At 59.6% G+C, this 22,594-nt stretch carries 19 protein-coding genes; 14 read left to right on the top strand and 5 right to left on the bottom strand.

The genetic code is table 11. The features are described from left to right. The first annotated feature begins 12 nt into the window (after positions 1-12). Both AC1RQI_RS04265 and AC1RQI_RS04270 read left to right on the top strand, forming a co-directional pair. The gene (locus AC1RQI_RS04265) at positions 13-459 is read left to right on the top strand and encodes a pilin (RefSeq protein ID WP_481903791.1); all 447 of its coding nucleotides are present in this window, start codon (positions 13-15) and stop codon (positions 457-459) included. Between the two features lie 711 nt (positions 460-1,170). Then, the gene (locus AC1RQI_RS04270; RefSeq protein WP_481903792.1) at positions 1,171-3,729 is read left to right on the top strand and encodes a spermidine synthase; all 2,559 of its coding nucleotides are present in this window, start codon (positions 1,171-1,173) and stop codon (positions 3,727-3,729) included. A gap of 281 nt (positions 3,730-4,010) precedes the next feature. Here the strand turns inward: AC1RQI_RS04270 and AC1RQI_RS04275 are convergent, their stop codons facing one another. Continuing rightward, complete coding sequence (locus tag AC1RQI_RS04275; RefSeq protein ID WP_481903793.1) at positions 4,011-5,006, bottom strand: IS30 family transposase; 996 nt, start codon at positions 5,004-5,006, stop codon at positions 4,011-4,013. 322 nt (positions 5,007-5,328) lie between these two features. Between AC1RQI_RS04275 and AC1RQI_RS04280 the strand changes: the two genes are divergently transcribed. The 4 genes from AC1RQI_RS04280 to AC1RQI_RS04295 all read left to right on the top strand — a co-directional run bounded on the left by AC1RQI_RS04280 (position 5,329) and on the right by AC1RQI_RS04295 (position 8,784). Beyond that, complete coding sequence (locus AC1RQI_RS04280) at positions 5,329-5,709, top strand: histone-like nucleoid-structuring protein, MvaT/MvaU family (protein ID WP_416635224.1); 381 nt, start codon at positions 5,329-5,331, stop codon at positions 5,707-5,709. A 78-nt stretch (positions 5,710-5,787) separates the two neighbouring features. Then, on the top strand, positions 5,788-7,203 hold the full coding sequence (locus AC1RQI_RS04285; protein WP_481903794.1) for a mannose-1-phosphate guanylyltransferase/mannose-6-phosphate isomerase: 1,416 nt from the start codon (positions 5,788-5,790) through the stop codon (positions 7,201-7,203). A gap of 55 nt (positions 7,204-7,258) precedes the next feature. Beyond that, a complete protein-coding gene (locus tag AC1RQI_RS04290; protein ID WP_481903795.1) occupies positions 7,259-8,299 on the top strand; it encodes a hypothetical protein in 1,041 nt (346 codons plus the stop codon). Positions 8,300-8,307: 8 nt separating this feature from the next. Further along, positions 8,308-8,784: a cold-shock protein gene (locus tag AC1RQI_RS04295; protein WP_481903796.1), complete on the top strand. Its 477-nt coding sequence runs from the start codon at positions 8,308-8,310 to the stop codon at positions 8,782-8,784. Between the two features lie 18 nt (positions 8,785-8,802). Here AC1RQI_RS04295 and dapE read toward each other — a convergent pair whose 3' ends face one another. The 4 genes from dapE to map form a co-directional block, all read right to left on the bottom strand. Then, positions 8,803-9,954, bottom strand: coding sequence for a succinyl-diaminopimelate desuccinylase (gene dapE / locus AC1RQI_RS04300; RefSeq protein ID WP_481903797.1), 1,152 nt, complete (start codon positions 9,952-9,954; stop codon positions 8,803-8,805). Between the two features lie 7 nt (positions 9,955-9,961). Beyond that, complete coding sequence (gene dapD / locus AC1RQI_RS04305) at positions 9,962-10,993, bottom strand: 2,3,4,5-tetrahydropyridine-2,6-dicarboxylate N-succinyltransferase (RefSeq protein ID WP_481903798.1); 1,032 nt, start codon at positions 10,991-10,993, stop codon at positions 9,962-9,964. Positions 10,994-11,301: 308 nt separating this feature from the next. Beyond that, positions 11,302-14,022, bottom strand: a complete 2,721-nt coding sequence (locus tag AC1RQI_RS04310) for a [protein-PII] uridylyltransferase (protein WP_481903799.1) — start codon at positions 14,020-14,022, stop codon at positions 11,302-11,304. A 30-nt stretch (positions 14,023-14,052) separates the two neighbouring features. After that, complete coding sequence (map, locus tag AC1RQI_RS04315) at positions 14,053-14,823, bottom strand: type I methionyl aminopeptidase (RefSeq protein ID WP_481903800.1); 771 nt, start codon at positions 14,821-14,823, stop codon at positions 14,053-14,055. A 336-nt stretch (positions 14,824-15,159) separates the two neighbouring features. On the opposite strand from map, the gene rpsB reads away from it, so the two are divergent. The 8 genes from rpsB to rseP all read left to right on the top strand — a co-directional run bounded on the left by rpsB (position 15,160) and on the right by rseP (position 22,506). Further along, the gene (gene rpsB, locus AC1RQI_RS04320) at positions 15,160-15,915 is read left to right on the top strand and encodes a 30S ribosomal protein S2 (protein ID WP_416635216.1); all 756 of its coding nucleotides are present in this window, start codon (positions 15,160-15,162) and stop codon (positions 15,913-15,915) included. Between the two features lie 54 nt (positions 15,916-15,969). Continuing rightward, positions 15,970-16,830, top strand: coding sequence for a translation elongation factor Ts (tsf, locus tag AC1RQI_RS04325; RefSeq protein WP_416635215.1), 861 nt, complete (start codon positions 15,970-15,972; stop codon positions 16,828-16,830). A 119-nt stretch (positions 16,831-16,949) separates the two neighbouring features. Further along, positions 16,950-17,684 (top strand): UMP kinase, encoded by a 735-nt coding sequence (pyrH, locus tag AC1RQI_RS04330; protein WP_416635214.1) that lies wholly within the window; start codon positions 16,950-16,952, stop codon positions 17,682-17,684. A gap of 53 nt (positions 17,685-17,737) precedes the next feature. Continuing rightward, positions 17,738-18,259, top strand: a complete 522-nt coding sequence (frr, locus tag AC1RQI_RS04335) for a ribosome recycling factor (protein WP_416635626.1) — start codon at positions 17,738-17,740, stop codon at positions 18,257-18,259. 20 nt (positions 18,260-18,279) lie between these two features. Then, positions 18,280-19,104: a polyprenyl diphosphate synthase gene (gene uppS, locus AC1RQI_RS04340; RefSeq protein ID WP_481903801.1), complete on the top strand. Its 825-nt coding sequence runs from the start codon at positions 18,280-18,282 to the stop codon at positions 19,102-19,104. Beyond that, positions 19,105-19,941, top strand: a complete 837-nt coding sequence (locus AC1RQI_RS04345; RefSeq protein ID WP_481903802.1) for a phosphatidate cytidylyltransferase — start codon at positions 19,105-19,107, stop codon at positions 19,939-19,941. A 25-nt stretch (positions 19,942-19,966) separates the two neighbouring features. After that, a complete protein-coding gene (gene ispC / locus AC1RQI_RS04350; RefSeq protein ID WP_481903803.1) occupies positions 19,967-21,160 on the top strand; it encodes a 1-deoxy-D-xylulose-5-phosphate reductoisomerase in 1,194 nt (397 codons plus the stop codon). Beyond that, positions 21,157-22,506 (top strand): RIP metalloprotease RseP, encoded by a 1,350-nt coding sequence (rseP, locus tag AC1RQI_RS04355; RefSeq protein ID WP_481903804.1) that lies wholly within the window; start codon positions 21,157-21,159, stop codon positions 22,504-22,506. Before ispC ends, rseP begins: the two co-directional genes overlap by 4 nt. Positions 22,507-22,594 lie beyond the last annotated feature (88 nt).

Consider the following 22,594-nt stretch of genomic DNA (forward strand, 5'->3'; position numbering starts at 1 on the left):
GGAGGTGACGATATGCAATCGGTCCGAACAAATCAGAAACAGCAGGGTTTCACCCTGATCGAGCTGATGATCGTAGTGGCGATCATTGGTATTCTTGCGGCTGTGGCTATTCCTGCCTATCAGGATTACACCGTTAGATCCCGTGTTTCAGAGGCCCTTTCTCTTGCATCAGGAGCGAAAGTGGCAGTCAGTGAGAATGCGGCCTCAGCAGCAATGGATTTGTCTGCTGGATACACCACACCTAATGCAACCGATAATGTTTCTATGATCGCAATCGATGGCACGGATGGTACAATCACGGTCACGACCACGGCAGCAGCAGGCATGGGTACGATAACCTTTGTACCAATGGACAATGCGGGTATGCTTACCGCTGGTACACCGCCTACAGGTCGGATTTCCTGGGACTGTTCAGGGGGGAGTCTTACTTCCGAATACCGTCCGTCTGAATGTCGTTGATGGGACCTGTGGAAGGGGGCTGGCATCCTCGGCCACAGTGAGTTGAGAGCAAGAAAAAATCCTCTCGGTAAACCGAGGGGATTTTTTTGTCCGGCGAAGCCGGCAAACCCGTAAACCTGGGCAATTATTGAACCTGTTAGCCGGCCATGCTCACGGCTCCTATCGTCGACTCGCAGCATTTATAGCTGTGCGGCCAGACCCTATTGATCCGTGTACAGCCGTTGCGGAATTATGGCAATAGACTGAGCCTGCCCAAATCATTGCCCTGGAATGCCTGAAGTAAGTCTGTTTCAAACAGAGGTAGTTGCCATCTCACAGGAAAAGGGAATCTCAATGCGCTACGCGCTCGCCTACCTGTTCACCTTTCTTACCGGCTTGACGGGGCTTGTCTATCAGGTGACCTGGCACAAGTACCTGTCTTTTTACCTCGGCAGCCATGCCATGGCCACCAGTCTGGTGCTGGCCGTTTTCTTTCTGTTTCTTTCGTTGGGCTACAGCCTCATCGGACGGAACATCCATCGCATGCCCATTCGCAACCGTCTCTTTCTCTATGGGCTGATCGAGGGGGCCATTGGAGCCTATGTGCTGGTTTCGCCCCAGCTGTACCACCAGTTGGTCGCATTGATGCCGGCCGGTGGGGCAAGCCCGACGACGGATTTCTATCTGGGGTTCGTTTTCTGCGCCCTTTTCATCGGCTTCCCTACCCTGTTGATGGGCGCCACCATTCCGGTTCTGACTCAGGCGCTCTCCCGTTCCTTCGGTGCCAGCCATGGCACGCACGCGCTGGTGTACGGGCTGAACACTCTGGGCGCCGTGCTGGGTGCCCTGCTCACCGGTTTTGTGTTCATCGATACCTGGGGGTTGCCACTCACGCTGTTGTTTACCGCGTTTGTCAATCTGGGAATTGCCTTCGTCACCTGGCTCATGTTCAAACGCGCACCGGATGACTTCCAGGGTGTTACGCCTCAACAAGAACCTGAAAAACAATCCAACGAGGATCAGGGTTGGTGGTTGTGGCTCTTGTTTGGCATTTCGTTCCTTTCCGGGTTTTACGTTTTCTCCCTGGAGAACCTGATGATACGGGTAGCGGGGCTGACCCTGGGGTCCTCCAGTTACACCTTTGCCATGATCGTGGCCGCCTTTGTTTTCGGTATTGCAGCCGGCAGCCTTTGGATTGGCCGGCGGCAGGTCACCGACCGGAATTTTTTCTTTTGGGTCCAGCTCGCGATGGTGTTGAGTCTGGTTGCCCTGTATTTCTCCGTTCCGTTGTGGCCGGAATGGTTGACCAGAATACGCACCGTATTTGCCGGCAGTTTTATCAATATCCCGCTTTACTGGACCGCCGTATTCCTGTTCCTAACGCTGATTCTATTGGTGCCCGTGGGGCTCATGGGCATGAACCTGCCCCTGCTGTTCAACTACCTGCGGTCACGGTCGCAGCATCTTTCTCATACCGCGGGTCGCCTTTATGCCATCAATACCCTGGGTAGTGTATTGGGTTCGATGCTGGGGGGCTATTACCTGTTTCTGTTTTTCCGGTGGGGCGAAGTGTTCAAGATCAACATGCTGTTGGTGGGCGTGACCCTGTTGATGATTCTGTTTGCGGGAAAGCCGTTGCTGGAGCGCTGGAAACCGAAGGCGGGGTTGGCGCTGGTCCTGATGATCAGTGTGCTCTGGCTGCCTGCCTGGGATGACAGCCGCTTCATCCCGGGCGCGGCCTCAATACAGAAGCTGTCCCCTACCGCGACCAGTGTGGAACCGGCATTACGCCAACTCCGTGATCCCTACGAGGTGAACTCCGTTTATCATGGGGCTGCCGCACACGTTGCTGTTGCGGAAAAGAACGATTATCCCGCGCTCTTTATCAATGGCAATCCGAATACTGGAAAAAGGGATGTAAAGGTTCGGGCAATGAATGCGCTGTATCCGTTGGGAGTCGTCAAGAACCCCCGTGACGTGTTCGTGGTAGGCCTCGGCGGTGGGCTTTCCACCTCGATATTTGCCGAGAGTCCCACGGTGCAGTCCGTACAGGTGGCCGAGATCGCCAGAGGGGTGATCAAGGCCTTGCCCGAGTTCGACGAGCAAAACGACAATTTTACCCAGCAGCCCTATTTCGAGAAGGTGAACATGATCCCTTCCGATGCCTTCAAGGTTCTGAAGGGGAGCGAGAGGCAGTTTGATATTATTGTATCGGAACCCAATCATCCCTGGGTCAACGGTGTGGAAAATCTCTTTTCACGCGAGTTCCTGCAGGTGGTGAGTCAGCGTCTGGCTCCCCAGGGCGTTTATTGCCAGTGGTTTCCTCTGTTTGACGTACAGCCCGGCACGGTGATGATCATACTCAACACGTTCCGACAGTCCTTTGAGCATGTGCGGGTGTTTTCTGTGGCGGATGGGGTCCTGTCTATTATGGCCAGTAACAGTCCCCTCCGGGTTGATGCCAGCCACATGGAAACCATCCATCAGCGGTACAAGACGCGCCTCCCGGAAGGACCACTGAGAGAGAGTCCGTTCTACTGGTTGAGTACCGAATTGTTGACCAACTGGGGCGTCTCGTCGGTAACGGAGGATTTTGAGTTTATTCAGAGCCTGGAGTTTCCCGTGGTGGCGTCAAGCTCGTCAAAAGCACGTTTTGCAGGGCTCCGGGTGAATTACCATGACGCCATTGCCAAACGACTGGACGTGCCAACCTCGGCAGACCAATCCAGTGCTGGTTTTCTGTACGAGCAGGTCCCAGGCGCACTGGATGAGTCGTTTTTCGACACAGCCTTGGGAGCCTTGGAAAATCGGGATATGACAGAACGCTCGTTGAAACCGCGGCTCTGGGCGCACAGTCTGCAGTATGCGTCGGAACAGACGGGTGCTTACTCTGAAGGTAATCGCCAAGTCTACAAGTATCTGATGGGTGAGATGGATGCGCTGCCAGCGGAACTCGAAAAAAGCATGCGCGAGATGCAGGTTTCAAGAAATGCCGCAGCAGCAGACGGTGCGCTGGATTCCATTCCACAGGAGTTGACTTTGGCGTGGCAGTTGCTTGACGCCTACCGAACGCTGACTCATGCGCAGGTGAGAGCCCGCATTGGGCCAGTGGTCGAGGCGGTGCCGGTGCCCTGCGAGAGTAAAGCCTGTGTGGGGTTCAAGCGCATGGTGCTGATGGAAACGGGACAGGATGACTTGGCCGAGCTGGATCTGACGGTTCCCCGTAATGCCCGTAGAGTCCGCCGGTTGTTCAGGGAACTGGCTTCGTCTGTTGGAGTTTCCGGCGATTGAGAAGGTGAATTGTAGGGCGATTTTCAGTATGGCATTTGTGTTCCACTGCGTTGATCAGCCTTATCAGCATGGATCGGTTACTGGCTGCCATTGCTGATGTCAACGAGAGGAATGTGAGCCCGCAGTTTCACCCTTATCGGAGGTGATGATTGTGGTGGCGATCATAGTTATTGTCGCCACCATTATGACTCCCTGCTACCTGAATCCGTAACTCGTTGATGATGGACGTTATTGGTAAGGCTGCTGTGCCGGAATTGGTGGGGTTAGAGTCGTTCCCGGATTCAATTAATAAATGCAGCACCCCCTGTATTCAGTGCTCTTGAGTACTCACCCCAGAACACCTCCGCCGGTGTGCGGTAACCGAGCCGTTTACGGGGTCGGTCATTGAGCTGCTCCACTGCCTCTTTGAGCTGGCAATCATTGACTGTGCTGAAATCCGTCCCTTTCGGAAAGTACTGGCGCAACAGTCCATTGGTGTTTTCATTGCTTCCCCGTTGGCTTGAGCAATAGGGATCGCAGAAGTAGGTGGCCGCGTTGAGCGCCTCCCTCACCCGTTGATGGGCAGCGAACTCAAAGCCGTTATCGAACGTCAGCGTCTTCACAGTCCCACGGATGCGCCGGAATTGGCGGATGATGGCCTCGCCCGTGGGTTCGGCCTTGAGTTGTGGCAGAACCTCCGCAAGGAGGTAGCCACTGCGCCGCTCCACCAGCGTCACCATGCCGGATTGCTTATGGCCATGAAGCACCGTGTCGCCTTCCCAGTCGCCAATCGTGAGGCGTTCATCCACGTGCCCGGGCCGATCCTCGATGCCAACCCGGTTGGGGATGCGTCCCAGCCCGGCTCTCTTGGCCAGATGGCGCTGATAGCGCCTGTGACTGGGATGACGGCAGTAGCGCCACAGATCACCACCGGCGGCCTTATCCCAGTGGATCAACTCATAGATCCACTGATGCGACACCAGACGGCTGCCACAGCGACGAATAAAGCCGGCAATCTGTTCCGGGCTCCAGCGCTCGCGCAAGCGGGCACTGACCCACACAATGATCGACAGGGCCTGTTTATGCGCCTTTCGGGCACTGCGGCGTCGCTTGTCGCTGTATTGCTGGGCCTGCTCCGGGCAGTACTCGCCGGTGCCGGTGCGGTTGCGCCCGATCTCACGCGAGGCCGTGCTACTGCTGCATCCGACCTTTCTTGCTATGGCTCGAAGACGGCACTGGTGCTGCAAGCCCGCCTCAATCTGGTATCGTTGTCGCTGGGTCAGTTGTCGGTATCCCATCTGCACTTCACTTTGGTCGGTAAAGGCGCGGAGGGTACCGGCGACGGCCCTCCTATCTCTACCGGTTCACGCCAAAGTGCTGCAGTTATTATCTGAATTCAGGAATATAGGCGGTGCTGCATTTATTACTTGAATCCAGGGTCAATTCGTTTCCTGCGCTCGGTCATGGGGTGATTTGACGAATAAAAAAGTAGTCATCGGGAAAAACCGAAAGGCCCTTGTCAAAATTCAAAATAACTATAGAATAAACTTACAAAGGACGTTCAAGCATGAACAGTTAAGGACCCCGAGTCATAACAAATGATGAACACGAGGTTAGTTAATGGGTAAAATCTCCACCTACTACGAAAAGCAGCAAACGCTCAAGCAGCTTCAGGATGAAATCCAGAAGATGGAAGAGGACAAGGAGCTGCGGAAAGAGCTCGACTTCAAGGAAGAGCTGAACGAGCTTATGAACAAATACGGCAAGTCCGGTAAGGACATGCTGGAAGTGCTTGCGACGCTGGATTCGAGCGTCAAGAATAAGCTGGAACAGGGCGGTGGTGCTGCCAGTAATGATGGTCGCAAGCAGCGTCCGCTCAAGACGTACCGGAACCCGCATACCGGTGAAGTGGTGCAGACCCGTGGGGGCAATCAAAAGACCCTGAACGCCTGGCGCAAGCAGTACGGCAAGGAAGAAGTGGCCCGCTGGCAGGAAAGCTGAGGCGGCGGCTGCGGGCGGCGCTTTTCGTGCGGCGCCGCCTGCGGTACCCTTTGGGGCATTGTTCAACAGGGAAAAACCATGCACGCAGTCATCCTTTCCGGCGGCTCAGGAACCCGTCTCTGGCCCCTTTCACGCGAAACCTATCCAAAGCAGTTTCTGGCCCTGAATACGCAGGAATCCCTTCTGGAGGAAAGCCTTCAGCGCGCCTGCGCGGTTCCTGGGTGCTCAAGTCTGTCGGTCATCACCAATGAGGCGCACCGGTTCATCGTGGCCGCGCACCTGCAGCGTTATGGTGAGCAGGCCGAGCACGGGCGGATTCTTCTGGAGCCCGTCGGGCGTAATACAGCACCTGCCATAGCACTGGCGGCTCTTCGCGTTCAGGAGCAGGACCCGGACGGGGTGATGCTGGTACTGCCTTCCGATCACGTGGTGCGCGATACCGATGCCTTCGTCAACGCGGTACAGGCGGGGGAGGAAGCGGCGCACCAGGGGCGCCTGGTCACCTTTGGGATTGTGCCGGACAGTCCGCATACCGGTTATGGCTATATCCGGGCGGAACCGGAGGTTGTGGCCGGTGGTGCGCTGCCGGTTGCCGCGTTTGTTGAGAAACCGGATGCGGTAACGGCGCAGGGTTATCTCAATGAGGGCCACTATTACTGGAACAGTGGCATGTTCCTGTTCCGGGCAAGCGATTACCTGGCAGAGCTGGAGCGCCACAGGCCGGATATCCTGGCGATCTGTCAGCGGGCCTGGGCATCACGGCGGGACGATCAGGATTTTGTCCGGGTCTCGGAAGAGGCTTTCGCTGAGTGCCCGGAAGACTCCATTGACTATGCGGTCATGGAGCGCACTGAACGTGCCGTGGTGTTGCCATTGAATGCCGGCTGGAGCGATGTGGGCTCGTGGTCCTCGCTCTGGGAGCTTCAGGATCAGGATAATGACGGCAACGTGATGCGCGGTGATGTGATCGCCGAGGATGTCTCCCAATCCTATCTTCACTCTGAAGGACGCTTGGTCGCGGCAATCGGTGTGGATAATCATGTGATTGTCGAAACGGATGACGTGGTGCTGGTGGCGGATCGCAACCGCGTTCAGGATGTGAAGAAGCTCGTGAACCGCCTCAAGGCGGACAGTCGGGATGAGTACCGCTTTCACAGCAAGGTGCATCGCCCCTGGGGCAGCTACGAGGGCGTGGCACGGAGTGAACGCTTTCAGGTCAAGCGCATCACGGTGAATCCCGGGGCAACCCTGTCTTTGCAGAAGCACCATCATCGGTCGGAGCATTGGGTGGTTGTCAGCGGCACGGCCAGCGTGATCCGTGGCGAGGAGGAAACCTTGCTGAGCGAGGATCAGTCCACGTATATTCCTCTGGGTGTGACCCATCGTCTGTCCAATCCGGGGGTAATTCCTCTGGAGGTGATTGAGGTTCAGACCGGGAGCTATCTGGGCGAGGATGATATCGTCCGCTATGAAGACCATTACAATCGCGTTTGATTGAAAGACACACGGGGCGGCGGGACGCCGCCCGTGGGAACCAGAGGGACTTGGTATGGAAAACCGGCATCACGTCACAGAACCACTTCCTGTTCACGACCATAATCCCCATCCCGAACGGATTGCACCAGTCAGTGAAGCCTCGTTGGCTCAGTCACGCCGCTTGGCAGCGCTCGCCGGGTCCGTGCGCGGCCCGGTTGAGCTATGCCGTGGCGAAGCCTTGACCGCTCGAGGGTTGGCAGAAGCTGCTTGTCAGGCCGCGGAAAGGGCCACGGGTGACGATCATGAACTCTGGCTCCTCCCCGTACTGGCCCTGCTTCGGCAAGGGCATGCGTTATGGCAGACCATGAGGGACATCCGTGCGGGGAGCGGGGCCAGTGCCTGTTGGTTCCTGCTTGAGTCGACAGATGCTGAGCTGCTCGCTTCACTGGTTCAGGCCGAAGGCCTTTTGGCATGGTCGGAGCTGGTGGGTGATCCCTCGATTGCCCTGATAGTGGCCCATGATGGACCACCACTGGCCCGGGGCTCGGGTGGTTCGCTGAGGATGCGCCACAGTATCAGGGTGCCGGATGCCAGCGTTGCGGATGTGATGGCCTGGTGCCGGAAACGCCAGCCAGCGATTGAGGTATGGCTTGGAATGGCCGTGGAACAGTCGGCTCTAGAGGTGGCGGTAAGGGCGGCAACAACCTCGCCCTGGGATGACTGGGGCTTCAGCTTTTTTGACGAGGCGCAGCTGGCGCGCGCCGCCGAACCAGAGCATGTGATGTCGGTGCTCAGCGCTTCCGCGGCGATGCTGCGTTTTGAGTGGCGTTGTGGGCCTGTGCGGCTGGCCCATCTGGAGCGGCGCAGCACCATGGATCAGCAGGCGGAAGTGGTGGCGTTGGCCCGGGGTGAGACGCCGCAGCAGGTTTTGGATCCGGAAGCGTCGATTGAGCATTCGGCGCTGGAGGGGGAATGGCGTGAGGGGCCGTCGGAGCTGGTGCTGGATCAGGCCGCCGTCATGTCCTGGCTTGAGGGGCGTAGTCCGGCTTCGTCAGCATCGGATGCGTTCTGGTATGATGCGCGCTGCCTGAACAAAGAGGTCACAAGAGAGTAACATCAATCATGCCAATCAATCGCAAAGCACTTTACGCATCACTGCTGGTTTCCCTGCCGGCGCCGCTCATTCTGGCGCTGATTCCGCTGGGTGCCGACATCGATCTGTATCTGGACACCTCCGGCTCGCTGGTCCGTGACTACCTGCTTACCTATGCGCTCTTTGTCATCGTAGCGCTGGTGGCATCCGGTCTTGCTGTACGTACTGGTGGTGGGTCACGCAATCAGTCCGGCCAGGGCGGCAAGGTTCTGGGGGGCGGCAAGAAAGACAAGGATCGGGAAGAAGGGACCGTCAAGTGGTTCAACGTTAAGAAAGGCTTTGGCTTTATTACCCGTGACAGCGGCGGCGATGTGTTCGTCCATTTCCGCGCCATTCAGGGTGAAGGCCGGCGCGTCCTGCGCCAGGGCCAGCGGGTGAGCTACAAGGTGGTGGAGGCGGAAAAAGGTCTCCAGGCCAATGACGTGACCATCGTCGAAGACAACTGAGTCCTTCCTCCGTGCGGGTCAGCCCGGCTGGCCCGCCAGCAGTTCCTCAAGAACCCCCTCGTAGACCTCAGAAAGGGTTTCCAGATCCTCGATCGCCACGCACTCATTGGCCTTATGGATCGTGGCATTGCGGGGGCCGAGTTCCATTACCTGGGCGCCCGTGGGCGCGATGAAGCGGCCGTCCGAAGTCCCACCGCTTGTTGAAAGGGTTGGGCGCTGGCCTGTGATCCGCTCGATCACACGCACTGTTGCATCAATGAATTCGCCCCGCTCGGTCAGGAATGGTTCGCCGCTGAGGTGCCATTCCAGTTCGTAATCCAGCCGGTGGCGATCGAGAACCGTTGTGACCCGTTTGCGAAGCTGGGCCTCCGTGACGGCGCTGGAGAACCGGAAGTTGAAGTCCACGGCGACGGTCCCAGGGACGACGTTAATGGCGCCTTCCCCGGCCTCCACGCGGGTGATCTGGAAGCTGGTGGGCGGGAAATGGTCGTTGCCGGTGTCCCACTCGGTGTTGATCAGGTCCGCCAGTGCCGGGGCAGCCCGGTGTACCGGGTTGTCCGCGAACTGGGGATAGGCGACATGGCCCTGCGCCCCCCGCACCACCAAGTGGCCGGAAAGCGAGCCCCGGCGCCCGTTTTTAAGGGTATCCGCGACCTGGTGGCTGCTGGAAGGCTCACCGACCAGGCACCAGTCCGGGCGGATGCCCTGATCGGCCAGGGCTTGAACTACGCGCCTTGTACCGTCCCGCCCTGGTCCTTCTTCGTCACTGGTGAGAAGCAGGGCAATGCTGCCGCTGTGTTGGGGGTTGCGGCTCACGAAGCGCTCAACGGCCGTCACAAAGGCGGCGACAGAGCCCTTCATGTCCGCCGCCCCCCGGCCGAACAGCGTCCCGTCCCTTTCCGTGGGCTCGAAGGCGGGGGTGGTCCACTCGCTTTCCGGCCCAGGGGGCACCACGTCAGTATGGCCGGCAAACACGAACAGGGGGCCGTTCTGCCCCCGGCGCAACCAGAGGTTGCGCACCTCGCCAAAAGGGTAGTCCTCGCCACGGAAGCCCGCTTCGGCGAGGCGTTCCGCCAGCATCGGCTGGCAGCCGGCGTCATCCGGCGTGACCGATGCGCGGCTGATCAGGTCCCGGGCGAGCTGGAGGGTGGCAGTGCGCGTCTCGTTCATGCGGTGCTCAGTTGTTGGCGTGGAGTTCTTCGTTCAGCGTGATCGCTGTCTTGTTGGTCCGGCACTCCACCGCCCCTGTTTCGGAGTTGCGGCGGAACAGCAGGTCGGACTGGCTGGCCAGCTCGCGTGCCTTCACGGTCTGTACCGGCTCACCGTTGTCATCGAGCACCTGCACCCTGGTTCCGGCGGTCACATAGAGGCCTGCTTCCACGGTGCAGCGGTCTCCCAGCGGGATGCCAATGCCGGCGTTGGCGCCCAGAAGGCAGTTTTCGCCCAGCGAGATGATGATGTTGCCGCCACCGGAGAGGGTGCCCATGGTGGAGGAACCGCCCCCCAGGTCGGACCCCTCGCCCACGACCACACCGGCTGAAATGCGGCCCTCGATCATGGACTTGCCTTCGGTGCCAGCATTGAAGTTGATGAAGCCTTCATGCATGACGGTTGTCCCTTCACCGATATAGGCACCCAGGCGGACACGGGCGGTATCCGCGATCCGGACCCCTTTGGGGACGACGTAGTCGGTCATCGGCGGGAACTTGTCCACGGCCTTGACCTCCAGGACGCGGCCGGCGGCGCGTGCCTGGAGCTGGCGCTGGGGAAGCTCCTCCAGGTCGATAGCGCCCTCGTTGGTCCAGGCCAGGTTGGGCAGTAGCGGGAAGATGCCCTTGAGGTTGACACCATGGGGCTTCACCAGGCGGTGGGAAAGCAGGTGCAGCTTGAGGTAGACCTCAGGGGTGCTGGCGGCCTCGGCATCGGTGTTCAGCAGGGTGACAACCACCGGCAGGGAGCTTTCACTCGCCTGGTCGGCGAGCGCGCCAAGGTCTGCGTAGCCGGCTTCCTCAAGCCGGTCCGCCAGGGTCTGGAGCTGGTTGGCGTCGGCGGCTACCGCTGCGTTGCCGGCGTCCAGTGCCTCAATGTTGTTGCGCACAATCTCAACCAGGCTGTTGTCGGGGGCGTGGACGGGCTGCTGGTAATAGACCTCCAGCCACTCCTGCTTCTGATTGCGGGTGCCTATACCAATGCCGAATGCAAAGCTCATGGTCCTGACTCTCTCCTGTTAGGTGGATCCGTTCTGTGTCCGGCGTTCAATGAAGTGGGCGATGCGCTGGGCGGCCTCGACGCACGCCTCCTGGGACGCAACCAGTGCCATCCGGACCCGGTTTTCGCCCGGGTTGATGCCCCCGCTGGTGCGCGATAGCTAGCGCCCCGATAATACCGTTACATTCTCCTCGTTGTGGAGCGCCCTGGCAAAGGTCTCATCATCCATGAGGCTCAGGTTCCCGGTGTTTGGGGTCCCCAATGGATAGCACAATCGGACCCTGGAGCGGCGGTCGTCGGGCCTGGGGGTCATACGGAGATTTCCTGTTCGTTCTGGCCGCTGAGGCCGGCCACTTCATCCAGTTGCTGGCAGAGGGCGTCCCGCACGGATTCGCAGGCTTGGGGATCTTCCACCGGGTTGCCGCGCTCGTCCGTCACAAAGAAGATGTCTTCCACCCGTTCCCCCAGCGTGGCGATCTTGGCGCTCACCAGCCGCATGTGATGATCCAGCAGGATGCGGCCAATACGGGCCAGCAGGCCGGGCCGGTCCGGGGTGACCACTTCTACCATGGTGCGGTGGTTGGCGGTGTCGGTGGAGATGGTCACCTCCGTGGGGAAGGCAAAGTGTTTGAGCTTGCGCGGAACACGGCGTTCGATGATGGCCGGGTAGTCATCGGGGTCATCCAGTTCCTCCACGAGGCGTTCGCGCACATGATCCCGGCGTTCGGGGTCCTTCCCCAGAGGCTGGCCCTGTTCATCCACCACGATGTAGCTGCTCAGGTTGAAGGGGCCTTCTCCGGAAAGGATGCGGGCGTCTGCGATATTCAGGTGCAACTGTTCCAGTATCGCTGTCTGGGCCGCGAAAAGCGCGTCCCGGTCGCGCATATAGATCACAATATGCGTATAGCCGTCCGTGGGCCCACCGGTGGTGTCCCGGATCATCACCAGTGGGTCCGGGTTATCGCCATGGCGGATGATGGCGGCGGTCTGCCAGACGATGTCCACGGTGGCATCCTGGAGGAAGAAGTCGTCGTCCAGGGTGTTCCAGACCGCGTCAATCCGCTCGTTGCTGTAACCCTGGTTGCGCAGCATGTCGCGGGCTTCCTCGCAGGTGGCGCGGATCCAGTCGTTGCGGTCAAAGGGGCTGTCGATACCCTGGCGCAGGACTCGCCGGGTCTCGATATAGAGCTGACGCAGCAGCGAATCCCGCCAGGTATTCCAAAGACTCGGGTTGGTGGCGGCGATGTCGCATACAGTCAGGATGTAGAGATAGGTGAGGTGGACCTTGCTCGGGATCTTGCGGGCAAACTCGCGGATGATGGCCGGGTCGGATATATCGCATTTCTGGGCGGTGAGCGACATCAGCAGGTGGTTCTCGATGAGCCAGGCCACCAGCTTGGTGTCGCGGTCGCTCAGGTGGTGCTGCTGACAGAATCGGGTGGCGTCAATGGCGCCCAGCTCTGAATGGTCGCCACCTCGGCCCTTGGCCACATCATGGAAGAGGCCGGCAATGTAGAGCAGTTCCGGCTTGGGTAGTTGGTGGCTCAGTCGTGACGCCAGTGGGAACTGGTCGCGGCCCTCCGGGGTCTGGATGTGGACCATGTTGCTGATGACGCGCAGCGTGTGGGCATCGACGGTGTAGACGTGGAACAGGTCGTACTGCATCTGCCCGATGACGTTACCGAATTCCGGCAGGTAGCGGCCAAGCACGTTGTAGCGCTTCATGTAGGACAGGGTGGTGTCCAGTTCGTGCGGGGTTCGCAGCAGTTCCATGAACAGCGATGTGCAGGCCAGGTCCTGGCGGAAAGCGTCGTCAATCAGGTGCCGGTGGGCCCGGATGGCACGGATCGTTGGAGCGCGGATGCCTTTCACTTCCGGGTGCTGGGCCAGTACCACAAAGATTTCGAGCAGCGCATAAGGGGCATAGGCGAAGACCTGGGTGTTCCTGGCCTCCAGGTAGCCGTTGCGGATCTGGAAGCGGCGGTTCACCGGCTGGATGTGTTCCGCCTCGTCCGCTCGCAGGATCTCCTCATCCAGGTGCTGCAGGGTGACGTCCGTGAGCTCGGCCAGCGCCAGCACGCTGCGGTAATAGGCCTGCATCATCAGTTCCACGCCGAGGCGCCCGTCCTGTTCGGAAAAGCCAAGCATGCGGGCAAGGTCGGGCTGGTAGTCGAACAGGAGCCGGTTTTCGTTGCGCCCCGCCAGGATCTGGAGCCCATAACGCAGCTGCCACAGGAAGGTTTCACCGTCGCGCAGTATGGCGAATTCCTCATCCGAGAGAATGGCGAAGTGCATCAGGTCGGCGGGGTCATCCAGCCCGAAATGGCGCCGGGCGACCCAGATGATGGTCTGAATGTCGCGCAGCGCGCCGGGCGAGCCCTTCAGGTTGGGTTCCAGGTTGTACTCTGTGGCGCCGTATTTGCCATGACGTTTCTGTTGTTCGCGGCGTTTGGCTGCAAAATAGTCGCGGTCGGAAAGTGTGTCACTGGAGTAGACGCGTTCGCGCAGCTGCTCGGGGAGTGTGGCATTACCGGCAATCAGCCGCGTCTCGAGCATGTTGGTGAGGATGGAGGCGTCCTCGCGCGCGGCGGATACGCATTCCTCAATGCTGCGTACGCTGTGGCCGATATCCAGGCCCAGGTCCCAGAGCAGGGTGAGGAAGGCCGACAGCGCTTCTTCGTGCCCTTCAGCGCCGGAGCTGCTGGTCAGGATCAGCAGGTCTATGTCCGAATAGGGATGAAGCTCGCCACGCCCGTAGCCGCCTACCGCGACCAGCGACAGGTCTCGGGCGCCGCCGAGAGGCGAGTGCTGCCAGAGCAGCGCCAGCACCGTATCCATGATGCGCGCCCGTGCGTGCACCAGTGACCGCACATCGGTGCCGGCGCGGAATGCGTCCGCCATGACCTGCTGCAAGTATTCAAGATGCCGGCGTACAGGCACACCGGGCGAGGCTGCGTTGCGGATTTCTTCCGCCAGAGCGGCAGCATCCAGGTGCTCCTCCGGGTTAAAGATGGCACCGGTGGTATTCATGGCAAGCGCACCTCGCGTTGGGGATAAGGCTCAGGCCGGCTCCTCACCGTCGCGAAGGGTAAGGATCTCGTAGCCGTCCGCGGTGACCAGCACTGTGTGCTCCCACTGGGCTGATAGTTTCCGGTCCCGTGTCACGACAGTCCAGCCATCCGGAAGCACCTTGCTGTGGCGTTTGCCCTGATTGACCATGGGTTCAATGGTGAACGTCATGCCTTCCTGCAGCTCCAGGCCGGTGCCCGGTTTACCAAAGTGCATCACCTGGGGTTCTTCATGGAAGCCCTTGCCGATGCCGTGGCCGCAGTATTCGCGGACAATGCTGTAATGATTGGCTTCGGCGTGCTTCTGGACCGCGGCGCCGATATCACCGAGCGTCGCGCCCGGGCGGACCATTTCGATGCCACGGAACAGGCATTCCCGGGTGACCCGGTTGAGCCGCTCGGCAGCGGGGTGAGCGGTGCCGGCTACGAACATCTTGCTGGTATCACCGTGATAGCCGTCCTTGATAACGGTGACATCGATGTTGAGGATGTCACCGTTTTTCAGGGCCTTCTTTTCGCTGGGAATCCCGTGGCAGATAACCTGGTTGACGGAGATGCACACGGATTTGGGGAAGCCCTTGTAGTTCAGGGGGGCGGGTGTAGCCCCGTGCTCGGTGATGTACTCGTGGCAGAGCCGGTCAAGTTCCTCGGTGGTCACACCCGGTTTGATGTAATCACCAATCATCTCCAGAACACTGGCGGCCAGCCGTCCGGCTGCCCGCATCTTTTCAATCTCGTCGACCGTCTTGATCTGAACGCTCATGCCGCTCCCGAAGTATCGTGATCCAAATCCGCTATTCTACCGCCTCATGGTGACAGATTGAAGCTGGCGCACGAGCTGTGATCCCTTCTGGGTCTTTGCGTCGTGTTTGCCCACATTTAACGGGGCTGTTGTAAGGTGTAACTTCCTTTTGGTCGCGTTTTGTGGTAAAAATTCGCGCGCCGTACCGGGGAGTTCCCAACGAGCTGATCGGGCAGCGGCAAAAACCAATACACACACGTATCGGCACATTATCCCGGGTGCTCCGATAGCCGGGTGGCTTCGGGGTCGGATGATGGGATGCGTGGAGGCGTAACCCAAGCTTAAAAGGTGATAGCAATGGCACAGGTAAGCATGCGCGACCTGCTCAAGGCAGGCGCACACTTTGGACACCAAACGCGCTACTGGAACCCGAAGATGGGCAAATACATCTTTGGCGCGCGTAACAAGATCCACATCATCAACCTCGAGCATACGGTCCCGGCGCTGAATCAAGCGCTTCACCAGGTCGAGAAGATGGCGGAAAACAAGAATCAGATCCTGTTTGTGGGCACCAAGCGCTCCGCAAGCAAGATCGTCAAGGAAGAAGCCCAGCGCTGCGGCATGCCCTATGTGAACCATCGCTGGCTCGGCGGCATGCTCACGAACTACAAGACCATCCGTCAGTCGATCCGTCGCTACCGCGACCTGGAACAGCAGGACCAGGACGGCACCCTGGACAAGCTGACCAAGAAGGAAGCGCTGGACCACCGTCGCGAAATGGAAAAACTTGAGCGCTCCATCGGCGGTATCAAGGATATGGGCGGTCTGCCGGATGCGCTCTTTGTCATCGACGTGGATCACGAAGACATCGCCATCAAGGAAGCCAACAAGCTGGGTATTCCGGTAATTGGCGTGGTTGACACCAATAGCGACCCCAAGGGTGTCGACGTGGTCATCCCGGGCAACGATGACGCGATCCGGGCGGTTCAGATCTATGTTCGCGCCGTGGCAGACGCTGTCATTGAAGGCACCCAGGCAGGTGGTGGCGGTGCCGCTGATGAGTTTGTCGAAGTCAGCGAAGACGAAGAACCGCAGGCGCCGGCGGCTGAGTAAGCCCCGGCCCGCGCGAACGGCAACAACCGAATTGATTCAAGTGGGGAACAGATAATGGCTGCAATTTCTGCCGCACAGGTCAAGGAGCTGCGTGAGCGCACCGGCCTGGGCATGATGGAATGCAAGAAGGCGCTGGTGGCTGCGGAAGGCGACGTGGAAGCCGCGATCAGTGAGCTGCGTAAGTCGTCCGGCCTGAAGGCCGCAAAGAAGGCTGACCGCACCGCCGCCGAGGGCGTGGTGCGCATTAAGGTGGCCGACGATGCCAGTGTTGGCATGATGATCGAGATCAATGCCGAAACCGATTTTGTCGCCCGTGATGACAATTTCCTGGCATTTGCGGATCGCGTGCTTGATGCTGCGTATCAGGCTGGCGAAACCGATATGAACCAGCTCGTGGTGGACGACCTTGAGAAGGAGCGTGAAGAGCTGGTCCAGAAGATCGGAGAGAACATCACCGCGCGCCGGGCCGTGCGCCTTGAGGGTGATGTGGTTGGAGGCTATGTTCACTCCAATAATGGTATGGGGGCGCTGGTGGCGCTCAAGGGCGGCTCCGCCGAACTGGCACGTGATCTTGCAATGCACGTAACCGCCGTGAACCCGCGGGTTGCAACGCCGGATGACATGCCCGAAGAAGAGGTTGAGAAGGAGCGCGAAGTCATCCGCTCCCAGCCTGATATGGAAGGCAAGAAGCCCGAGATCGTCGAGAAGATGATGACCGGCAGGATCCAGAAGTTCCTGAAGGAAAACAGCCTCGTTGAGCAGGGTTTTGTGAAAAACCCGGACCAGGCTGTGAAGGATCTGCTTACGGAGCATGGTGCTGAGCTTGTTACATTCGTTCGTTATCAAGTGGGTGAAGGCATCCAGAAGGACGATACGGACTTCGCTTCCGAGGTTGCCGCGCAACTCAACGGTTGAGCACCGCGTTCGGACGGGCGTGACCCGTCATTGATTCGGGCCGCATCGCCTGGCGTCCGGGACGTTCAGGGGGTTGCGGCCGGTTTGTATCCAGAATACCGGTCAGGAGGTCACAGGCCATGCCCACCCAGAGTACGACACAGACCCGATACAAACGCGTTCTGCTCAAACTCAGTGGCGAGGCTCTGATCGGTGATCACGAATTCGGGATTGATCCCAAGGTACTTGACCGCATGGCGGTCGAGATCGACTCACTGGTCAGCATTGGGGTTCAGGTGGGCATCGTCATTGGCGGCGGCAACCTGTTTCGCGGTGCCGCCCTCAATGAGGCTGGTATGGACCGGGTGACGGGTGACCATATGGGGATGCTCGCCACCATGATGAACGGGTTGGCCATGCGGGATGCCCTCGAGCGCTCGAACATCCAGAGCCGGGTGATGTCCGCGATTCCCATGAGCGGCATCGTGGGTCACTATGATCGCCGTGAGGCCATGCGTGAACTCAAGGGCGGCGATGTGGTGGTGTTCTGCGCCGGCACCGGGAACCCGTTCTTCACGACTGATTCGGCAGCATGTTTGCGGGCGATCGAGATCGACGCGGATGTGGTGCTCAAGGCTACCAAGGTGGACGGGGTCTACAACGATGACCCGGTCTCCAACACCGAAGCCTTCAAGTACGACCGGCTGACCTATGATCAGGTTCTGGCGGGTCGCCTTGGTGTGATGGACCTTACCGCCATCTGCCTGTGCCGTGATCACAACATGCCCGTGCGTGTGTTTAATATGGGGAAGCCGGGCGCGTTACGTGAGATCGCGCTTGGTGGTAACGAAGGAACACTTATTGAGGAAGCCTGAACAGAGGGGCGGAAACCGTGTTAGACGAGCTCAAGCAAGACGCTGAACAACGCATGCAGAAGGCGGTTGACTCTGTGAGCAAGGCCTTCGCGCGTATCCGGACCGGACGGGCTCATCCGAGCATCCTGGATGATGTGCAGGTTGATTACTATGGCATGATGACGCCGCTCAAGCAGGTGGCTAATGTCTCCGCGGAAGACGGCCGGACGCTTGCCGTTTCACCGTATGAAAAGAACATGGCGCCCAAGATCGAGAAGGCCATCATGATGGCGGATCTGGGCCTTAACCCCGCAACAACGGGGGAAGTGGTCCGTGTCCCCATGCCTACGCTGACCGAGGACAAGCGCAAGGAGTACGTGCGTCACGCGCGCAACGAGGCGGAACAGGGCCGGGTAGCGGTGCGTAACGTGCGTCGCGACGTGAACAGTGACGTCAAGGAACTGCTTAAGGAAAAGGAAATCACCGAGGACGAAGAGAAGAAGGCTGAGGGTGATATCCAGAAGCTTACGGATAAGTACGTTGCAAAGATCGACGAACTCCTCAAGGCCAAGGAAAACGACCTGATGGCGATCTGAGGCCGGGTGCCTGGGAAAGTATGAGCGAGACCGAACAGGAAACAGCCATACCGCCACTGCCTGATTGTCCGCGTCATGTGGCAGTGATCATGGACGGTAATAACCGCTGGGCGCGTGCAAGGGGTCAGCCGGGAATCAGTGGTCATCGGGCTGGCGTCAAATCCGTGCGGGCGGCTATTGAGACCTGCGGCAAATCCGGTGTTGAGATTCTCACCCTGTTCGCGTTCAGCAGTGAGAACTGGCGTCGCCCGCAAGAGGAAGTGTACGCCCTGATGACGCTGTTTCTGCGTTCGTTACGCAAGGAGGTAAGGCGGCTTCGCGAGAACAATGTCCGCCTTTCCTTCATTGGCAATCGGGAACGGTTCAGTCAGTCCCTTCAGGAGCACATGGTTCGAGCGGAAAGGGAAACCGGGCACTGTGATGGCATGGAGCTGGTGGTTGCCGCGGATTATGGTGGGCACTGGGATATCGCCCAGGCGAGCCGGCGCATCGCGGAAGAGGTTGCAGCGCAGCGTATTCGGCCGGAAGAGGTGGATGAGAGGCTCGTGCAGCAGTACATCAGCCTGGGAGACCGTCCCATGCCGGATCTATTGATCCGCACCGGTGGGGAGCAGCGCATCAGTAATTTTCTGCTGTGGCAGTTCGCCTATACGGAGTTCTATTTTTCACCGCTGTACTGGCCAGACTTCCAGCATACCGCAATGCGCCAGGCGTTGGCCGATTTCGCGGGGCGTCAACGGCGTTTTGGGCGCACCCATGAACAAGTTGAGGCGTCCGCGAACCCTGGCGGTGCGGACGTCCGGTCTCCAATGATGGCCCAGAGTTCGTATGGATCAGGAGGTTAGGTGCTCAAACAGCGGGTGATCACGGCTGTCGTTCTGGCGCCTGTCGTCCTTTGCGGTCTTTTTCTGTTGCCTCCCACAGGGTTTGCTGTTTTTACAGGGGCATTGCTGGCCATTGCCGCTTGGGAGTGGGCCAACCTTTCCGGTTTTGCCGGACGTGTTCACCGCTGGGTGTTCGCGCTCACGGTGGTAGCGTTGATGGGCGTGTTCAAGACGTTGCCGGTTGTCCCTCTGTTGGGCGTACTGGCCGTTTTCTGGCTTGGGGTGGCCGGCTTGGTGACCGCCTACCCAGAAGCAGCCGCGCTCTGGAAACCCAGGCCAGTGCGGCTGGCTTTAGGTGTGCTGGCACTCGTTGGGGCCTGGCTGGCGCTGAACCATCTGCGCGCCGGCGAGCTGGTCCTGGGGGATACCAGCAACAATCTTCTGTTGATCCTCTATACCTTTCTGGTTGTCTGGGGCGCCGACATCGGGGCCTATTTCGCCGGTCGAGCCTTCGGGCGCCGAAAGCTTGCTCCGGCAGTCAGCCCGGGTAAGACCTGGGCGGGCGTGTGGGGCGGCCTGGCGGTCGTCGCGTTACTCGCGCTAGGCGTGGCCTGGTGGCTTGGCCTCGCGGCTATGGCAGTGGTTCAGTTTGTACTTGTCTCGCTGCTGACAGCGCTGGCCTCGGTGCTTGGAGATCTGTTCGAGAGCATGCTCAAGCGCCATCGTGACATCAAGGACAGCAGCCAATTACTGCCTGGCCACGGCGGCATTCTGGATCGCATTGACAGCCTTGTGGTTGCAATACCGGTTCTGGCGTCCTGCTTTACACTGTTGGGCTGGTTGACGCCGGTTCAATAACGCTCCGACACGGACAGGACCCCCGATGGGTGAAACCTCGCCACAGACTCTGACCATACTCGGCGCCACGGGCTCCATCGGCAGCAGCACGCTGGATGTGGTGGCGCGTCATCCCGAGCGTTTCCGTGTGCATGCGCTGAGCGCCCATTCCAATGTGGAAGCGCTCGCGGGATTGTGCCATCAGTTCCGGCCACGGCTTGCGGTGATCAGTGATCCATCGCGTGAAACGGCGCTGCGTGAGGCGCTTGCGGGCCTGGATATCTCGGTGCTTAGCGGTGAGGCCGGTTTATGTGAAGCGGCTTCGGACGCAGCGGTGGATACCGTCATGGCTTCAATTGTAGGGGCGGCGGGCCTGGCGCCCACCATGGCGGCGATTGAGCAGGGTAAGCGGGTGCTTCTCGCTAATAAGGAGGCGCTGGTGATGTCCGGGGGCCTCTTTATGGAGGCAGTGGAGCGCCATGGCGCGACACTGCTCCCTATTGATTCCGAGCACAATGCCATTTTCCAGTGTCTGCCACATGCCGGGGCCGGCGTTGGTGATGCTGGCGTTACGCGTATCCTGCTCACGGCCTCGGGCGGCCCCTTCCGTACAACACCGGCGGTAGAGCTTGAGCATGTCAGCCCGGATCAGGCCTGTGCCCACCCCAACTGGGCCATGGGCCGCAAGATCTCAGTGGACTCCGCCACGCTTATGAACAAGGGCCTGGAGCTGATTGAGGCATGCTGGCTGTTTGGCACCAGTCCGGAGTACGTTCAGGTGCACGTGCATCCGGAGAGCATTATCCATTCGATGGTGGAGTACCGGGATGGTTCGGTGCTTGCGCAGCTGGGCAGTCCGGATATGCGTACACCCATTGCCAACGCCCTGGCATGGCCGGAGCGCATTGATGCGGGCGTGGCCTCACTGGATCTGTTTGAATTGGCATCCTTTCATTTTGAACGCCCAGACCTGGCTCGCTTCCCGGCATTGCGCCTGGCCGGTGAGGCTTTCCGTGCCGGGGGGACCGCACCAACAATCCTGAATGCGGTCAACGAGGTAGCCGTCGATGCCTTTTTGGCAGGGCGTATCGGCTTTACCCGGATTGCGGGTCTCGTGGAGGACGCATTGGCGCAGCTGGTCCCAGGCGCTGCAGACTCCATTGAGCGAGTGATGGCAAGTGACGCCGCTGCCCGTGACTGGGCCATGAACCGGCTTGATATTGTGGAGAGTCCCTCATGAGCGTGATCCAGACGGTACTGGCACTGGTTGTCACTCTTGGCATTCTGGTAACGGTGCATGAATTTGGTCACTTCTGGGTGGCCCGTCGCCTTGGGATACCGGTGCTGCGGTTTTCCGTCGGTTTTGGTAAACCGCTTGTCATGCGCCGTGACCGCCATGGCACCGAGTTTACGGTGGCGGCGGTTCCGCTGGGTGGTTACGTCAGGATGCTGGACGAGCGCGAAGGCGAGGTGCCGGAAGACCAGAAACATCTGGCCTTCAATCGCCAGACCCCACCCCGGCGAATTGCCGTTGCCGCAGCCGGGCCGCTCGCCAATTTCATATTCGCCATCATCGCCTACTGGCTGCTTGCGGTTATCGGCTTCACCACGGTCGCACCCGTGGTGGGCGATGTTGAGCCTGGCACACCGGCTGCCAGGATGGCTGTTGAGTCCGGCATGGAAGTGTTGTCAGTGGACGGCCGTGAGACGCCTTCCTGGCGCCATGTAGGCATGGCGTTGCTGCAACGGGCCGGCGAGCAAGGCAGGATCCATTTGACATTGGAGCAGGATGGCCGGCGCGTTGAGCGCAGTACAGAGCTTAAGGGGTGGCTGGGTGGCGCCCGGGATCCAAACCCTGTGCGGGAGTTTGGCATTGAACCATGGCGGCCTGATATCCCGGCGGTTCTGGGTCAGATCAGGGCAAGTTCCCCCGCCGAAAGGGCTGGTCTCCAGTCTGGGGACCGGATCCTGGCGGTGGATGATGAGCCAGTATCGGACTGGCTCGAGCTGGTTGAGCGGATACGGGCGGCGCCGGGAGAGTCGTTATCCCTGCGCATTAAACGTGATGGCAGCGAGCGTACGATCACCGTCACACCAGCTGCTGAGACGGATTCGGAGGGCGAGCGTATAGGCCGGATCGGGGCAGGCGTGCAGTCGGTTTCCTGGCCCGATGACATGCGGCGCCAGACACAGCTGGGGCCGGTGCGTGCCGTGCCCGAGGCGCTCAGTCAGTTCTGGAACGATACCCGAACCACGGTCGTGGCTGTGGGTAAGATGGCCAATGGGTTACTTTCCGTGCGTAACATCAGTGGCCCCATCACGATCGCGCGAGTGGCGGAGACGACGGTGACGACCGGGTTTGAGTCCTTCCTGCGGTTTCTGGCGTACCTGAGCATCAGTCTGGGCATCATCAACCTGTTACCCATCCCCATCCTCGATGGCGGGCACATCCTGTTCTATGCGTGGGAATGGGGGCGCGGGCAGCCAGTATCCGAGGCTGTTCAAGGGGTATGGCTGCGGTTGGGGCTTTTCCTGATCGTCATGCTCACCGTGCTTGCGCTTTACAATGACGTGCTCCGGTTGTGAGAATTGGCCGGCTTTGCAGGCGCCCTGTCGCCATAACATTACCGTAATGGGGTGGCGTGTTCGCCTTACTGATGGCATCCGTTAGGCT

Source organism: Salicola sp. AFF1, from assembly GCF_056783195.1.

Excerpts from the sequence above, each read along its gene's own strand:
- rpsB (WP_416635216.1), top strand. The coding sequence starts at position 15,160 with ATGGCACAGGTAAGCATGCGCGACCTGCTCAAGGCAGGCGCACACTTT.
- uppS (WP_481903801.1), top strand. The coding sequence starts at position 18,280 with ATGAGCGAGACCGAACAGGAAACAGCCATACCGCCACTGCCTGATTGT.
- frr (WP_416635626.1), top strand. The coding sequence starts at position 17,738 with ATGCAGAAGGCGGTTGACTCTGTGAGCAAGGCCTTCGCGCGTATCCGG.
- AC1RQI_RS04295 (WP_481903796.1), top strand. The coding sequence starts at position 8,308 with ATGCCAATCAATCGCAAAGCACTTTACGCATCACTGCTGGTTTCCCTG.
- rseP (WP_481903804.1), top strand. The coding sequence starts at position 21,157 with ATGAGCGTGATCCAGACGGTACTGGCACTGGTTGTCACTCTTGGCATT.
- AC1RQI_RS04285 (WP_481903794.1), top strand. The coding sequence starts at position 5,788 with ATGCACGCAGTCATCCTTTCCGGCGGCTCAGGAACCCGTCTCTGGCCC.
- AC1RQI_RS04310 (WP_481903799.1), bottom strand. The coding sequence starts at position 14,022 with ATGAATACCACCGGTGCCATCTTTAACCCGGAGGAGCACCTGGATGCT.
- AC1RQI_RS04290 (WP_481903795.1), top strand. The coding sequence starts at position 7,259 with ATGGAAAACCGGCATCACGTCACAGAACCACTTCCTGTTCACGACCAT.
- AC1RQI_RS04280 (WP_416635224.1), top strand. The coding sequence starts at position 5,329 with ATGGGTAAAATCTCCACCTACTACGAAAAGCAGCAAACGCTCAAGCAG.
- AC1RQI_RS04270 (WP_481903792.1), top strand. The coding sequence starts at position 1,171 with ATGGGCGCCACCATTCCGGTTCTGACTCAGGCGCTCTCCCGTTCCTTC.
- pyrH (WP_416635214.1), top strand. The coding sequence starts at position 16,950 with ATGCCCACCCAGAGTACGACACAGACCCGATACAAACGCGTTCTGCTC.
- map (WP_481903800.1), bottom strand. The coding sequence starts at position 14,823 with ATGAGCGTTCAGATCAAGACGGTCGACGAGATTGAAAAGATGCGGGCA.
- tsf (WP_416635215.1), top strand. The coding sequence starts at position 15,970 with ATGGCTGCAATTTCTGCCGCACAGGTCAAGGAGCTGCGTGAGCGCACC.
- AC1RQI_RS04265 (WP_481903791.1), top strand. The coding sequence starts at position 13 with ATGCAATCGGTCCGAACAAATCAGAAACAGCAGGGTTTCACCCTGATC.
- dapD (WP_481903798.1), bottom strand. The coding sequence starts at position 10,993 with ATGAGCTTTGCATTCGGCATTGGTATAGGCACCCGCAATCAGAAGCAG.
- AC1RQI_RS04275 (WP_481903793.1), bottom strand. The coding sequence starts at position 5,006 with ATGGGATACCGACAACTGACCCAGCGACAACGATACCAGATTGAGGCG.
- dapE (WP_481903797.1), bottom strand. The coding sequence starts at position 9,954 with ATGAACGAGACGCGCACTGCCACCCTCCAGCTCGCCCGGGACCTGATC.
- ispC (WP_481903803.1), top strand. The coding sequence starts at position 19,967 with ATGGGTGAAACCTCGCCACAGACTCTGACCATACTCGGCGCCACGGGC.